This is a genomic window from Gardnerella sp. DNF00550, assembly GCF_049262685.1.
GTDB lineage: Bacteria > Actinomycetota > Actinomycetes > Actinomycetales > Bifidobacteriaceae > Bifidobacterium > Bifidobacterium leopoldii.
Window position 1 is genome coordinate 36,951 of record NZ_CP058397.1, and the last position, 16,367, is coordinate 53,317.

Annotated in this window: 11 protein-coding genes and 1 tRNA gene; all 12 read left to right on the top strand. The window is 43.1% G+C overall.

Going from position 1 to position 16,367, the window contains the following annotated elements; translation table 11 throughout:
* The first annotated feature begins 24 nt into the window (after positions 1-24).
* The 12 genes from HXT29_RS00135 (at position 25) to HXT29_RS00190 (ending at position 16,119) form a co-directional block, all read left to right on the top strand.
* Positions 25-100: transfer RNA gene (locus HXT29_RS00135), tRNA-Trp, on the top strand.
* Between the two features lie 37 nt (positions 101-137).
* Positions 138-365: a preprotein translocase subunit SecE gene (gene secE / locus HXT29_RS00140; RefSeq protein WP_004106254.1), complete on the top strand. Its 228-nt coding sequence runs from the start codon at positions 138-140 to the stop codon at positions 363-365.
* Positions 366-406: 41 nt separating this feature from the next.
* Positions 407-1,318 (top strand): transcription termination/antitermination protein NusG, encoded by a 912-nt coding sequence (gene nusG / locus HXT29_RS00145; RefSeq protein WP_101886152.1) that lies wholly within the window; start codon positions 407-409, stop codon positions 1,316-1,318.
* Positions 1,319-1,652: 334 nt separating this feature from the next.
* Positions 1,653-4,025 (top strand): hypothetical protein, encoded by a 2,373-nt coding sequence (locus HXT29_RS00150; RefSeq protein ID WP_422118359.1) that lies wholly within the window; start codon positions 1,653-1,655, stop codon positions 4,023-4,025.
* A 242-nt stretch (positions 4,026-4,267) separates the two neighbouring features.
* A complete protein-coding gene (locus HXT29_RS00155) occupies positions 4,268-6,175 on the top strand; it encodes a SpaH/EbpB family LPXTG-anchored major pilin (RefSeq protein WP_422118360.1) in 1,908 nt (635 codons plus the stop codon).
* An 854-nt stretch (positions 6,176-7,029) separates the two neighbouring features.
* A complete protein-coding gene (locus HXT29_RS00160) occupies positions 7,030-8,040 on the top strand; it encodes a class C sortase (RefSeq protein ID WP_101886149.1) in 1,011 nt (336 codons plus the stop codon).
* A gap of 186 nt (positions 8,041-8,226) precedes the next feature.
* Positions 8,227-9,594, top strand: a complete 1,368-nt coding sequence (locus tag HXT29_RS00165; RefSeq protein ID WP_101886148.1) for an ATP-binding protein — start codon at positions 8,227-8,229, stop codon at positions 9,592-9,594.
* A 346-nt stretch (positions 9,595-9,940) separates the two neighbouring features.
* Positions 9,941-10,873: an ORF6N domain-containing protein gene (locus HXT29_RS00170; protein WP_101886147.1), complete on the top strand. Its 933-nt coding sequence runs from the start codon at positions 9,941-9,943 to the stop codon at positions 10,871-10,873.
* Between the two features lie 511 nt (positions 10,874-11,384).
* Positions 11,385-11,816 carry a 50S ribosomal protein L11 gene (rplK, locus tag HXT29_RS00175; protein WP_004118588.1) on the top strand — a complete coding sequence of 144 codons (432 nt, stop codon included), beginning with the start codon at positions 11,385-11,387 and terminating at the stop codon, positions 11,814-11,816.
* Between the two features lie 14 nt (positions 11,817-11,830).
* Complete coding sequence (rplA, locus tag HXT29_RS00180) at positions 11,831-12,526, top strand: 50S ribosomal protein L1 (protein ID WP_004106273.1); 696 nt, start codon at positions 11,831-11,833, stop codon at positions 12,524-12,526.
* Positions 12,527-13,367: 841 nt separating this feature from the next.
* On the top strand, positions 13,368-14,228 hold the full coding sequence (locus tag HXT29_RS00185) for a hypothetical protein (protein WP_004118590.1): 861 nt from the start codon (positions 13,368-13,370) through the stop codon (positions 14,226-14,228).
* A gap of 451 nt (positions 14,229-14,679) precedes the next feature.
* Positions 14,680-16,119 carry a hypothetical protein gene (locus tag HXT29_RS00190; protein WP_064340611.1) on the top strand — a complete coding sequence of 480 codons (1,440 nt, stop codon included), beginning with the start codon at positions 14,680-14,682 and terminating at the stop codon, positions 16,117-16,119.
* Positions 16,120-16,367: the final 248 nt, after the last annotated feature.

Sequence of the window (16,367 nt, forward strand, 5' to 3'; positions counted from 1 at the left end):
GGGTATGATGAGCAAGTTCACCTTAGGGATGTGGCGCAATTGGTAGCGCAACGGTCTCCAAAACCGTAGGTTGTGGGTTCGAGTCCCGCCGTCCCTGCCAGTTTTTTTGTTCAAGTTTTTACACGAAGGATTCAAGCATGGCGCAGGCACGCAGTACTAAGAAAGCAGTAAAGCATAACTTGTTCGTGCGTATTGGCATGTTCGTTAAGCAAACTATTGACGAGACACGCAAGGTTATTGCACCTCACGGCAAAGAGTTGTTTGCTTGGTCGTCTGCAGTTTTCATATTTGTTGTATTTTTAATGGCTTTCGTCACCTGCATGGACTTCGGTTTGGGTAAGTCCGTAATGTGGCTGTTCGGCTGAGTTGAAATTGGCTGAGTTGAAATTTTGAAGGTGTATGCAAGATGACTGATGAATTCAATCTCGAAGAAGCAAGTGAAGCTGATGAGGCTTTTGCTTCTCATGATGCTGACGAAGCAAACGAATCAGCTGTGAATAATGAAGCTGCTGCTTCTAGCGAGTCTGTTGAAGCTGATGTGGATGAGGAATCTGCTGATGTTGAAGCTGATGTAGCTGATGGCGCTGCTGCTGATGGTGTTGTAACTGACAGTATTGCTGATGCTTCTAACGAAACTGGCGAAACTAGCGAAGCTGGCGAAACTACTGATGCTGATGATGTGAACGAAGCCGACCCAACTGATGCCGGCGCAATCGCTGTAGCAGAATTTTCTAAGAAACTTCGCACTTTGGAAGGCAAGTGGTACGTTCTTCACACGTATTCTGGTTACGAAAAGCGCGTGAAAACTAACGTTGAATCCCGCGTGCAGAACTTTGGTTTGGAAGATAAGATTTTCCAAATTGAAGTTCCTATGGAAGAAGTCGAGAAGCATACAGAAAAGGGTAAGAAGGTTATTACCCGTGTGCGTGTGCCGGGATATGTGTTGATTCGCATGTGGCCGGATGAGAACGCTCGTCGCATTGTGCGCGAGACTGAGGGCGTGACTGGTTTTGTTGGTCCTTCTAGAGAGCCTGCACCATTGAGCCGCAAGGAAGTTGTGTCAATGATGGCTCCGATGATTGCTTCCGAAGCTTTGAAGAATGCTGGCGATAAGCCGGCTGCAGCGCGCAAGCGTAAGGTTGAGGTTGCTTACAAGGTTGGCGATCAGGTGACTGTGACTGACGGTCCATTCTCAACGATGGCAGCTGTGGTTTCGGATGTGGAGCCTACAACTCAGAAGCTTACAGTGTTGGTTTCCATCTTTGGGCGTGAAACTCCTGTGGAGCTTGGATTCAACCAAGTGGAGCCGATTGTTTGAGATGAAAGACTGATCCAAAAGCTTGAGTGAAAAGCTTTAAGTTTTTGTAACTTTTACCAACCGGGGTGTGTTAATTCGCGCCCCGGTTTTTATTATTTACTGCAACACGCCGTAAAATGGGGAAATAATCCTAAATTTTCTTGCAATTACAGTGCTTTTATCAATGTAAATAATAAATATTTCCAAATATTTCGTTTGGCTTGCAAATAGGCGTGGGGGGGGGGGTATAGTGCTGAGTGTTTAAGCAGAGTAATTGAGTTGTTTTTTTTTTTAAGTGTCATCGTAATGATGACATCATGATTCGTAAGCTTTGCAGATTAGAAGGTAGGTGTATATGTTTAATTCGCATATATTTAGCCGTTTCCTTCGACTAGTGCGCTCAATTCGTCGTTCGTTATTTGCTTTTTTCGTGGCGATTGCAATGTTGCTTGCTACTTTTGTGATTGCTCCAACTTATGCGTTGAGCGCTGGTGAGAATACTACTGTGACTGAGAAGGTTGAAGGTGCTAAGTCTGGTTCTGCTAAAAATGATGATGAGAATAAGCAGCAGACTAAGCAGAGTGAATCTATTAATACTGAGCCTGATAAGAAAAATACTGGCTCTTCAAGTACTTTAACTAATAATAAGGAATCGAAGTCTGTTGAAAAGCAGAACTCTGATAGTAGCAAGGTTGATGATAAGGCTAAGTTAGCTGAGGCTGCTGTAAAGAACAACGTTGAAGGTGCCCAAAAGAAAGACGCCTCTGCGAAATCTGTTAAAGGCACTGACAGAAGTGTGACTGAAGAGAATAAGCTTCCGAAAGAGTGTGGTGGTAAGCCTTTTAAAAAATGCTATGTTGTTAGCTACTATAATGATAAGAGTGTTGTCGATAATAATAATCCTGTTCCAATACAGCGTGGTAACGCTATAACTATTAAGCCAAAATTCGAATTAAAAAGTAAGAAACAACCAGCCTCTATGCCGAACGGCGTGTGGTTTGAATTAGAAAAGTATGGTAAAGCTCCTGTACCAAGTTGGGCGAATTTTGAAAAAGAAGAAAAGGGTAAAACTATCAAAGTTAAGGATACTAGTAAAGATAAAAAAAGCTTTGATGGTTCTATAACTTTGCGTCCAAATGGTAAATGGGACTATGGTAGTTATAAATTTAAAGTTTTTGCATATTACAAAAATAAAAGCGAAAAAATATACGCTACAATAAGTGTAAAAGTTGATGTATCTGACGTGCCGAACGACGGTGATTTAACGCTGAGCTTATACGATTTTGTGAATAAGACGGATAAGACTCCTGTAAGTGATAATAAAATTACTATAAAACCAAAGACTAATAGTCAAGGTTCTAGCGGAGACACTACTGGCAGTACTGATAATACAGACGTTTACGATTCTATTAATAATCTTTTTATTGATTCTAAGTCAACTAAAAAGCTTGGTTTTATTTATCACCGTATGATTTGTAAAACTGGTAGTGGTGATAATGCCAGTTATACGGTAGACAGTGTTAATGGTTTAAGCCTCAAAGATAAAAAGGATAATCCTTCTGCAGATATGCAGACTCAGTTCGAGCATAAGGAAGGTGAGAATCGACCTTCTACTGGTGCAGCTGATTCTGCTTTGTATGAAGATGATAAGTATACTGAGGAATCTCAAAGCTGGATTAGCGGCACGCCTACGAGTGCTGGAACTTTTGAGTGCAGAGTGTTCGCTTTTAAGGATGCTAATTTAATAGACAAAGCAAGTGGCAAGCATCCCTCTAATCTGGTATATCAGTTCAAGAAAAATGCCAAAACTGATGCAGGTAAGAAGTCTCTGTTTGAGGGAAACATTGTTGATAGTAATACGTGGAAGACTGATGATATTAAGCAAGGCATTGACTGGGATTATAAGTCGGTTACGATTGAAGTGCAGTCAAGTAAGCCTCCAGAGCCAGAAATTGGTGATAACGATCTTACGCTGAAAGTGTATCCGTTTAAGGATTCTACAACAGCGTTGACTAGCGACAATAACAAGATTTCTGCGATACTCGGTATGAGTCTTAAGCCGTTTGTTGATGCTACTTCTGCGGCGGATAGCAAGAATAAGATTACGTTGCGCGTGCTCTGCTCGAAGGGCGAGAAGAAGAATGCTGGCTCGCGATTTGAGCAACCCTCTGAACAGTCGCAATCAACTCAGCCTTCTGGATCTCCGCAATCTGCGGAAGATCTTGAATACAAAACTTGGAGCAGTAATCTTGCCGAGCTTGGGTTGAGTGTGCCTGCGGATGATAATCAAAATACGTGCCACTCTAATAAAGAAGGCGATAAGACTTGCGAGTCTGCTGATCCAAGTAAAAAAGTGGCTGCGCGAACTGATATGGAAGTGAGTATAAAGCCGACTGAGGTTGGCAATTACCAGTGCGTTGTGTACGCGCTAAAGCCTAAAGCGTTCAATGCTCAATCTGGCAAGCAAACGCCTACGGACATTGATAAGGCATTAGCTGGTGATACGTCTCTTAAAGAAAACAAGGATTTTGCTGCTTTTACGCTCAATATTGATTCGGTGAGCAAGTTTACTTTGCCGCACACGGGCGGTCAGAGTTGGAATTTGCAGCTCGGTATTCTTGCAGCGCTACTGGTGAATCTGCTGGCTGCTGGCTTTGTGGTAAGTCAAAGTGAGCGCGGTCGCAAATTAATTTTGGGAAGGTGGCGAGGCTTATGCAATTACGTATAAAGCAGTTGTATATGCATTTACTCGCCGTGCTTCGCATAAGGCGATTACGTACGCATTTGCGCATAAAGCCTTCCTGTTTCGCGCATTGTTTTATTGCGTATTATTTTATTGCGCAGTCTTTCGGGATTCGGGAGCGTGATAAAACAAGGTAAATGCCAAAAATTTTAAAACTTTACTCGTATGAGCATGATAAATGCAAATCAATTTTCTACTTGCTGTAAAAAGCAATGAAAGGGGTGAACATGAAAAAGTTCACTAATAAATTCGTGGCGGCGGTGGCGTCGCTCGCGATGGCTGGCACGCTGTGCGTCGCCGGCGCTGTAACCGTGTCCAGTGTTGCGTGGGGTGCTCCTCCAGTTCGCCAAACCCCTGTTAGTAAGGCTCCGTGGGAGACTGACGCTCCAAAGAATGGTACTATAACCATTCTTAAGTGCGTGAAGAAGACGAAGGATGATAACTCTACTACTTCTCAGACACAAACAGATCCTCAATGCAAAATTGGTTTTAAGCCGCTTAAAGATGCTACTTTCAAATTGACTAAAGTCACTTCTGTTAAGGAAGGTGACAAGTATGTTAACTTAGATCTTGGCAAATTTGAGTCTTGGCAGAAGATTGCAAAGCTTGTTACTAAGCTGAACGATCACACTATTAAAGACAGTGGCACTGATGCAGAAGTCAAGCTTGATACTGATAACGCTAAGACGCAGACCACTGGTGAAAATGGTATAGCCAAGTTTGGTGATGGCACGAGTACTCTTGCTCTTGGCTTGTATAAGGTTGAGGAAACTAACGCGCCTAAGGGCTATGGTGTTTCTGACTTGCAATCCTTCTATATGACTCTTCCTTTGCCGGAGTACACCACAACAGGCGAGGGTGCTAACACCAAGACGACTGTTTCGTATAACTATAATCCTGTTGTGACGCCGAAGAACAAGGATCTCTCGGCTACTATTCAGAAGGTTTACGATAAGACTAAGTTCGCTAGTGTTAAGGATAAAGTGCCATTCACGATTACTGCGGAAGTGAACAAAGCTAAGCCTAAAGATGGTAAGTTGACTGCTGCTAATCTTCAGGGCTATAAGGTCTTCGATGATGCTCCAACCGTTGCTTTGACAGTACAAAAGCCTGCTGGATTAACAACTACTCCAACTCTTGCTGATGCTGTGAAGACTGTGAAGATTGGCACAACAACTCTTGATAAAGCTACTGCAACTGAACCTAAAGATTACAAAGTCACTTTAGTGACTGATAGTAAGAAAGATGAAGGTAAGGATCTTGCTGATGGCCACACCCGTATTTTAGTAACATTTACAGATGCTGGCTTAGGTAAGATTGCTGATGCCTTGAATAACGTTACTGAAGGTCAAGAAGCACCTAAGGTTACGGTTGATCTCGAGTTTGAGATTAGCGATGCTTTCAAAGGTGGCACTGCTCCAACCGAATCTAAGCCAATGTCTGATGATGATAAGAAGAAGGATGAGATTGTAAACAAGTCTGGCTTCTTCCAGGCTCATGAGAAGAATGAGGGTGACTTGCCGCCAATCATTCCTGATAATGATCATTCTCAAGCGACTATTGACTTCGGTTTCCTTCAGGTGCGTAAGTTCTATAAGGAAGGTACTGAAGAGAAGCCGCTTGAAAATGCTGAGTTCAGGATTTTTGCTGATAAGGCTAAGGCTGATGCTTGCGCTCAAGGTCTGAAGGAAAATAAGGAACTTGGCTCGATTGATGCTTGCAAGGCCGCGTCAACTATTAATGATGCTGCTGCAGCTGGTGCTTCCCAACCAGTTGGCGCTGCTACTACTGATGTGCAGACTGCTACAACAGATGCTAAAGGTAACTTCGCGAAGGCATACAAGACTCGCGCTGGTGTTCCTGTTTATCTTGTTGAGGTTAAAGCTCCTAAGGGTTATGCGATTTCTCCTGTAGTCCACGATGTGACTGTTAAGAAGGATCAAACTACGACTGAGCCGTTTGAGGACCTCCCACTTAAGGGCGGCGACAACGGCAAGAGCTTCTGGTTCAATCTTCCTGCAACTGGTGCTTACGGCGTGCTGATTTTCGCTGTTGTGGGCATGGTTCTTATTGTTGCGAGCGTGATTATGTACATGCGCAATCGCAAGGAAGAAGAACAGCAGCAGAACGCTTGATCCGCTTTCTAAAGCTGGTCTTGTAGTCTAATAGCAAAGTGTGAGTCTAGGGTTTGCTCAACTAAATCCTAGACTCACTTGCTCTTATGATTGTTCTCTTGCAGCCTCGTAACGAAAAAGTCGTGTTCTCGCCAACAAGCGGCAGAAATTTTACACACGTGTAAAGGAACGGTCGGTTGCGCGCTAACAAGCGGCATAAACTTTACGTGCATGTACAGAAACGGTCGGCTACGCGCTCGAATCCGGCAGAAATTTTACGCTTGTGTAAAGTAATGGTCGGCTACGCGCCTTAATCCGGCAGAAATTTTACGCTTGTGTAAAGTAATGGTCGGCTACGCGCCTTAATCCGGCAGAAATTTTACAGTCGCGTAAAATAAAGGTCGTATTTCCCCCAAACCTCCTGAATCTTTGCAGTAATGCTTTGCAAACGTCGATTATTTATTGCTTAGTGAACTTTAGCATTATTGCTCTGCAGACGTTGATTGCTTGTTGTCCAAAGGACATTAACGTCATTGCTGCCGCATACACCACGCCAAGCACTCCTACCACACCACAAAACAACGATGTGTGGATTTACGAGTGAGGGGTGGGTGTTGCTTGGTCGAGCAATATAAAAGCGGAACGATAGTAATAATCTTGTTGACGAATACTATTTTTGCAGAGAAAGTAAGTAAAAAACTAAACTTAACTATGCAACCGCTAAGTCCAAGTAAGGTATAAGAGCGGAGCGCTGTGAGACAAGTAACACCCACCACTCACATCCACTTCAGAAATCCACCAGCCAAACACCAGCCCCCAAAACTCGCGCCACATCAAGCAAGTATTTACGCATATAAACTTCACAAGGAGGAAGCATGAAATTAAACGACGTTGTTACAAAAGTATATGCTTTCTTCAATCAGTCTAAAGCAAAACCTGCAACCGAATCAACTCAAGACTCATCAACCGCATCAAAACCCGCATCAAAACCCGCGCCAAAGCCAACAAAAAAACCCAAATCCAAACTCCGCCGAACGCTTGAGCCAATTACCCTCGCGCTTGCAGCGATTCTGTGCTTCACGTACCCGATTGCGTCAACATTGTGGAATAACAAGGTCTCGAAGGAGATTTCTACCGCGTATGATCGTTTGAGTCGTAAGCAGACTGCGAGCGCTCGCGAGAAGATTTTGAACGCGGCTCGTCGTTATAATGCGCGCCATAAGTCGATTATTACGGCTGATCCTTACGATGGCACGACGGATTATATGAAGACGCCGGAGTATAAGGAATATGCGAAGCAGCTGGATGAGCCGATGGGGATTATGGGTATTATAAAAATCCCGAAGATTGGTGTTAAGCTGCCGATTTATCACGGTAGTTCGCAGGAGGTTTTGGCGTATGGTGCTGGGCATTTGTATGGCACGGATTTGCCGGTTGGTGGCGAAACGCGTCACGCTGTTGTGACGGCGCATACGGGTTTGCCGAATGCGACCATGTTTGATGATTTAGTGGAGTTGAAGAAGGGCGACTATTTCTATTTTGACATACAAGGCGAAACCTTACGTTACAAGGTATTCCGCATTAGTGTGGTCGATCCGCATGATATTAGGTTGCTTCAACGCGAGAATGGGCGAGATTTGGCGACGCTGCTTACGTGTACGCCGTATGGTGTGAATACGCAGAGGTTGCTGGTTACGGGCTATCGCGTGCTGCCGGATCCAGTTTCCGCTCCTGGGGACAAGTTGCAGTGGCCGCTTTGGATGACGATGTTCGTGCTCGCGCTTATTGGTTGCGCGGTGATTCTTACGACGATGATTATTGCCGCGGTTCGCAAGCGCCGCCGCCGTGCTGCTTCACTTGCTCATGCCAAGCATATAACTGCTTAGAATTGCTGTAATGCAGCGTGTCTCGAAGATTTAGAGAAATAACACCTTGATTTTCGTGAAAATTCGGCATATATTTACCCCTGATTTCGTGAAAATTTAGCATAAATTGACATTGATTTTCGTGAAATATATACTATAAAACAATAGTATTTTCAACGGTTTTGTGGTAATTAAGAGTGGTGTTATATGTTAAGGCGAAAATTCTATCAAAAAATGCTCGATTGGAAGAATACTGATCGCGGTTCAACAGCGCTTTTAGTAACAGGTGCTCGAAGAGTTGGGAAAAGTACTATAGTTGAAGAGTTTGCAAGAAACGAATACAAGTCTTATATTCTTATTGATTTTTCGCAAGCATCAAAAGATGCGCTTCGGCTATTTGAAGATTATCGTTCAGATTTAAGCACTTTCTTTACATACATATCTGCACTATATGGTGTGAAACTTTATAACCGTGAATCGGTAATGGTTTTTGACGAAGTGCAATTTTTCCCACAGGCTAGAGAATTTGTAAAACAACTAGTTGCAGATGGCAGATACGACTATATAGAGACTGGCTCGTTATTGTCTATTAAACATAATGTTGAAACAATATTGATTCCATCTGAAGAACAAGAAGAACGCATGTATCCTCTTGATTTTGAAGAATTTTTGTGGGCTTTTGGAGAAGAAAATCTATCGAAAGTTATTAAAAATTCATTTAATGAGTTAAGTCCTTTGCCGGATGTTTTACATAAAAAAGCGATGCGACTTTTTAGAGAATATATGCTAGTTGGTGGCATGCCGCAGTCTGTAAATGAATATGTTGATGCGAGAGATTTTGCTCGAGTAGATAGGGTTAAGCGTCGTATTCTTTCGCTCTATAGGCAGGATGCTGCAAAGTTTGCAAAAGGTTATGAAATGAAAGTTATGGCTGTGTTTGATGGAATACCAGCACAGCTTTCTAGGCATGAAAAAAGGTATAGGATTACTTCCTTGGGTAAGAATGCTCGTATGCGTGATTACAAGGATGCGTTTTTTTGGCTTTCGGATGCGAGTATTACAAATAATTGCTATAAATCTACAGATCCAAATGTGGGATTGAATCTTAATGCAGATGATGCGTTAGTAAAATGTTATATGGCTGATACTGGTTTGTTGACTTCTATGATACTTTCAGATAGTAGTATTGCGTCTAATAATCTATATAAAGAAATTTTATTTGGAAAAATCTCAATTAATGAAGGAATGCTAGTTGAAAACGTTGTTGCGCAACAGCTAATAGCATCTGGACATCGCCTATTTTTCTATTCAAATAGAGACAAAGAAAATTCGGAAAATACAATGGAAATAGATTTTTTGATTTCTAAAGCTTTTCAGGATTCTGCTGGCAAAATGCGTATATCTGCGATTGAAGTTAAATCTGGAAATGTGTTCAAAACAGTTTCTCTTGATAAATTTAAGGCGAAGTTTTCAAAAAGAATTGGAACGAGTTATGTATTTGCTCCTAAACAGCTTAGCGTTAGAAAAGATTTGAATCTCGTAATATTACCACTTTATATGTGTGGATTGGTGTAGCGTTCCGACCTGCCTTCGCGCTGCTATGTAGTGCACTTATTCCTCACGGCTTAGCCGTTTGGCTGATTTGGCATGACATGCCGTAAATCAGGTACAAGCGCACTACATAAATGTGCTGTGCGTTTGTATTAAAACCGATTTTTTTGTTGCTTTTTATTTGTGGAATCTTATAGAATTATATTTATGCGCTGATGCATGCTAGTTTTGCTAGTTGTTAGATGTTTTATGGCTTGTGATTGATTTTTGGGAATAACCCTGATTGCTTGCGATTCATGGGTTTTGTGTTAGAAATGTAGTTTTTGTTGTACAGCGCTAGGTTTTACGCACATTTTTTAGGAGTGATCTTATGGTAGAGGGGAATAAAAATTTAATTATCGCGGACGCTAAAAGTGTGCCAGCTAAAGCGCTTATAGACGCTAAAACAATAAAAGAGAAAATCTACAACATTCGCAATCCAAAAGTCATGCTTGATTTTGAGCTTGCTGAAATATATGGGTATGAAACGAAAAATTTCAATAGACAGATTAAGAATAATATTGAAAAGTTTGAGGGCGAAGATTTTATGTTTCGGCTAACTGCTGACGAGTTCAAAAACTTGAGGTGCAAAAATTTCACCTCAAGTTGGGGTGGCTCTCGATATTTGCCTTATGCTTTTACGGAGCAGGGTATTTATATGCTCATGACTGTGTTAAGAGGTGATCTTGCTGTTAAACAGAGTAGGGCATTAGTTAGAACCTTTAAGCAAATGAAGGATTATATTGTTGAAAACAGGGATTTTATTGGCGCGAATGAGTTAGCGCAGTTGGCGATTCAAACAAACCAGAATACTAAAGATATAGCGGAAATAAAATCTCAAATGGCAACAAAGGAAGATTTTAATAAGGTAATGGATAATTTTATTAATCCAAATACGCATAAACATTTTCTTCTTATGGACGGCAATAAAATAGAAGCGGATCTTGCATATTGCAAAATATATAAATCAGCTAAGAAAAGCATTTACGTTGTTGATAATTATATTGGTCTTAAAACTTTGGAACTATTGCGGTTTGCTGGTGAAGAGGTGGGAATAGTAGTTTTTAGTGATAATTCTAGGAATAAGAATATGCTTACGGAAAGCATATTGAGTGATTTTGTAAGCGATTATCCTGGTGTTGATTTGAAGTTTAAGACTGCTGGCAGAAAGTATCACGATAGGTATGTGGTTATAGATTATGGGACGGCAGATGAGGCTGTTTACGTTTGTGCGCGACGACCTACTTTTGCGCTTAAAGCGTAGCGCGCAAAGGTAATTCGGAGCGCTGAGCTTGCTCAAAGTTGAAAGCACGGTGTGCTTTCAATGCAAGCGAAGACGTGAGCGCGCTGTAACGCGCGAGCGACAGGATCTGCCTTTGCGCTTGTATCATGTGATGTTTGATGAGTTGTTAAAGAATCCTGAGTTAGAGTTTTAACATTTTATAATGTTCTAGTGTTTTGCGCTCGACTTGGAAGTAGACTTCCAACTTTTGTAAGTTTGTACCCAACTTGGAAGTAGACTTCCAACTTTTGTTGCTGCACAAAGATAGTTGCAGCTTTCGTAATGGTGCGTGTCGCGAAGATGTGGCATAATAGGAAGGCTTGTGACTGGAGGAGGAATCCGCTAGCACAGCACAGCAATACAAGATGCGGGAGGAAGCTGCAAAACGGCTTTATAGCAACGTTTCGTAAGTGCTTTACTTCTGTAAGAAGCGACTATATTAGCGTTTGCAACAACCGTTTGAACCGCTTGTACAAGAAAGAAGAACCATATTATGGCTCCGAAAAAGAAAGTCTCCGCGCTTATTAAGCTCGAGATTCAGGCTGGTAAGGCAAATCCAGCTCCACCACTGGGTCCAGCATTAGGCTCCCACGGCGTGAACATCATGGACTTCTGCAAGGCGTATAACGACCAGACGAAGGACAAGATGGGTCAGATCGTCCCAGTTGAGATCACCGTTTACGAAGATCGTTCCTTCACCTTCATTTTGAAGACCCCACCAGCCGCTGCTTTGTTGCTTAAGGCTGCTGGAATCCAGAAGGGCACCGAGAATCCATTGACTCACAAGGTTGGTTCTGTGACCAAGGCTCAGGTGCGCGAAATCGCCGAAATTAAGATGCCTGACCTCTCCGCACGTGACGTCGAGGCCGGTATGAAGATCATCGCGGGTACTGCTCGCTCGATGGGTATTACCGTTACCGACTGAAAGGGAGTGTAGAAATGGCTAAGCGTTCTAAGAAGTATCGTGAAGCGGCTGAGAAGATCGACCGCAATAACCTGTACACCCCAGCTGAAGCTATCGCTTTGTTGCAGAGCATGCCAAAGCACGCTTTCGACGAGTCCGTTGAAGCTGTTATGCGCCTTAACGTGGATCCTCGCAAGGCTGATCAGTTGGTTCGTGGTGTTGTGAACTTGCCAAACGGCACCGGTAAAACCGCTAAGGTTTTGGTGTTCGCTCGTGGCCCAAAGGCTACTGAGGCTCAGGAAGCTGGCGCTGACATTGTTGGTGATGACGAGCTTATCGAAAAGGTTGCCGGTGGCTTCCTTGACTTCGATGCAGTCGTTGCAACCCCAGACATGATGGGTAAGGTTGGTCGCTTGGGTCGTGTGCTCGGTCCTCGTAGCTTGATGCCAAACCCAAAGACTGGCACCGTGACTATGGATGTAGCCAAGGCTGTTGCTGACATTAAGGGCGGTAAGATTGAGTTCCGCGTGGATCGCCAGGGCAACCTGTCCTTCCTCTTTGGCAAGCTCTCCTTCGATGCTAAGGCTCTTGAAGAGAACTTCAAGGCTGTTGCAGACGAAATCCGCCGCTTGAAGCCAAGCACCATCAAGGGTCGTTACATTACTAAGGTAACTGTGACCTCCACGATGGCTCCTGGTGTTCCAGTTGATATCGCCAGCATTGCTGCCTGATTTATTGCTTGCGTAGCTTATGCGAAAGCATGGCTGGTACGTAGTAAATTAAGTTTAAAACTTATAAACGCTGAAAATGTGCTCTTTTGAGTCATGTTTTCAGCGTTTTTTGTTACTTGTGTCACTGCGTTTCTGCGTTAGCAACGAGTAATTGCGATTTAGCGTTACTGGCGCAGTACGCAAACTGCGTTAGTAATGAATAGGTGACTGGAGAAGTTGAGGGCGCGTAGTCGTGCGCGGCGTGTCGTGGGGGAATGGCGATTTTGCAACGTTTTGTGGCGCGACGGCCTGCTTGAGTGTAGCATTGCGCGCACGAAAGCAACTCGGAGCGCCGAGCTTGCTCAAAGTTGAAAGTCCAGTGGACTTTCAACGCAAGCGAGGACTGCTTGAGTCAGTAAAGACGAAGGCAAGGTAGATTTGTGTGGTATTGCATTGGGAATTCGGTCGCGCTTACGCAAATGTAGTTTCGGCGTGTCGCACAAGAGTGGCTATATTGCAACGGTTTTGCGGCTGGTTGGGGGAGTATTCAAGAGTTTCCTGAGAGTTTTCTGGGAAAAATCTTTAAAAACCTTGAAATTGACATTTTTACGAAAAGTAATGTGTAATACTGTATTTTTTACTTTTAAAAATAGTTTGACTGAAATATTTTCATAAAAATATGAATATTTTTTGTTAATGAGTTGTGTGTCTGCTCTTGACTTTTTCGAACGGGGGGGGGGTATGTTAATAACAGCTTCCAGCCGGATGCTCTGCGCTGGTAGTTATTCACAAAACTTAAGTTGTGAATATTAATTTTTTCTTCGCGCGTTTGGCGTGAAGGAGAAGAAGAAAGGAAAATATTATGTTAAATAAGAAGGCTATTGCCGCATTTGCTGCCGGCGCCACCCTCCTCTCCGGTTTCGCTTTTTCTGCTCCAGCAATGGCAGCAGGCTTGGATGACTGGATTAAGGTTCCAGGTATGAGCAGCCACACTACTGATCCAACTGGTCAGCAGTCTGATAATGGTGTTCCTGGTACTCCTGCAGCTGATCCAGAAAGCCATGATCCAATCAACTCTGATTTGCTTCAGCATAACTACAAGGGTCAGTTCGTAGAGGTTTTGAAGCGTGCGCAGACCAATGTTCACCTTTATGATGCTCTTCTCCAAAAGCTTGAAGCTACACAGGCTCACGGCTGGGATGACCTCATCAAGGGTATGGGTGACACCTGCGCTTACTTGAAGGATATTCGTCGTAAGCTTGAGAAGGCTGTTTTGCACTACGGTCATGTTGAAGCTACTGTTAAGGATCTCAAGGCTGAGCTTGCTGAGGATATGAAGGATGCCCTTGCTAAGGGTGATTACGTTGAGGCTCACGAAGTCCAGCAGCTTCAGGCTCAGGTAGAAGCTTTGCTCAAGGTTGCTGATAACAACCGTACTCGCGCTGCTGCCTTGTTGGATTCCGCACGCGATCACGCTAAGGATCAGAGCTGCGACACTGGTGCCAAGGATATCTTGAATGCTATGAAGAAGGAACCAAACTTCCCAGGTAAGAAGGCTCCAGCTAAGAAGGCTGCTGCTAAGGCTGAGGCTAAGACTGCTGCAGCTAAGACCCCAGCTGCCGCTGCTCCATTGGCTAAGACCGGCGCTGCTGTAGCTTTGGCTGCTGTTGCTGCTTCCGTGCTTGCCGGTATGGGTGCTGCTCTTCGCAAGATTCGTCACTAAATTTAGTGAATAATTTTTCACTCAACTTGTGGCATGAGACTGTTTAAGTTTTATGCCACAGGCGACTTACAGATTTTATTATGCGTTTTCACTGTTTTGCCAAATCTCTTTCTTCACAGTGCGAGCGTGGATAGTGTTTGTAAGTTAGCTGTTGAGTGTTGAATCAGTGTTGCTTGTTAGGGAAGCGATGCTGATTAGTGTAAGAGGCTTGGGTAATTGTGCTACTAGGGGCATTTGTTTCCCAAGCCTTTTGCCGTACGTGTGCGTATTTTGGGTTTGATTAAAGTTTTGGCCTATAACCCAAGTTTTGAAGGTTATTGCTCAAGATATTGAATTAATTCCCAAAATATTGAAGCTCATTTTGAATATTTACTGAATTTTGTTTATTGATTTTGCATTTGCGTGAACAAATGATGTCGCGCAATTTATGTGAGAAAAATTGAGGTTTATTATGTTGAATAAGAAAGCGATTGCTGCATTTGCTGCAGGTGCTACGCTGGTTTCTGGTTTGGTGTTTGCTGCGCCTGCTATGGCAGAAAAGCCAAATGCTAATCCTCCTGCTGTGCAGAGCGATCAAGTTGCTGAACTTAAAGATGTTGTTTTCAACTTTAAGGTAGGAACTACAGATCATAAGACTAAGGCTATTACTCTTTACAATAAGAATGATAAGTACGGTGCTACTAAGGATGATATTACCCATACTGTAGCTGGGATTGGTGCTGGTTTCTTAGCTCAGGTGCAGAATGATCTTACTCCTGCTCAGGGTGATTCTGTAGTTGATACTGGTACTGTTGGTACTATTACTTATCCTACGGAAATTAAAGCTGGTGAGAACGTTGTTACAGTCACTCTTACTTATAAGAGCGATGTAACTGATGATGTTGCTACGAGTATGGCTGGTCTTGGTGATTTTAAGGCTTTTGAAGCTCAATTGAAGAAGAATCATAAGAAGATTAGTCCTGCCCAAAAAGCTTTATTTGACGCTCAAAGAGCGAAGGTTGAAGAAGCAATATCTAAAGATAAGGCTAAGAAGGATGCGCTTATTGCTGAGGCTGAGCGTTTTGGCTTGCCGAAGAGTGTTATTGATGCTTTGAAGGATTATGCTAAGTCTAAGGAATCTGCTGCTGTAGCAAAGCTTCTTGCGCAGGGTAAGAAGAATGCTATAGAGGAGTTAGCTAAGAAGGCTGATGCTGAAGGCTTGACTTTTGTTGCTAAGCTGATTCGTAATTCTAAGAAGTCTACTTTGACTGCTTTGAAGAACTTGCTTAAAGAAGCTGAGATTGCTAAGAGGCATACTAATAATGCTGTAGCTCCTTTAGTTAATAATGTTCCTGCGTATAATGGCGCTGACTTGTTCAAGGGCTTGACTTATGACCAGGCTAAGGCTTTGTACGAGGAAATGAACGCTAATGCAGAAGCTGCTAAGAAGGCTGCTAAGGATGGCAAGCTTGATGCTGATACTGTAAAGCTTCTTGCTCAAGCTAAGGCTGCTTTCCAGAAGATTGTTAAGGCTGAGATTGAGAAGATTGCTCAGCAGGCTGAGAAGGAAGGTTTCACTTTCACTGCTAAGCTGATTCGTAAGGCTAAGACTGTTGAGGGTGCTCGCGCTTTGCTTGCTGAAGCTGAAAAGAGCAAGAAGCTTACTCCAAAGCCTATTAATCCTTTGACTCCTGTTCCAAGTCAGCCTAGCGGTAATGGCGCTGGTACTGGCAACGGCGCTGGAAATGTTGCTGGTAATACTAATGACAATAAGACAACGAAGAATGCAACGAAGAATGCTGCAAATGTTGCTGCTCCATTGGCTAAGACTGGTGCTGCTGTAGCTTTGGTTGCTGTTGTTGCTTCTGTGCTTGCTGGTGTGGGTGCTGCTCTTCGCAAGATTCGCCACTAAGCTTTTAATGCACAAAAGTGCATGATTGCTTAACTATTTGTGAGCGTGCTGTATGCGAATACGGCACGCTCACTTTTTAATATTGAGTTTAGTATTATGTCTGTTTGCTGATTATCCATAGTTTGTTCTGTATTGAGTTCTAAACATTCTCTTATACTGCTAATAGTTTGTTTATTACAACAAAACGCCTTTATTTAGTGTTTTTTCTTTAAAATACTTTCTATTTGTGAAAAATTGGTGTACCCTGT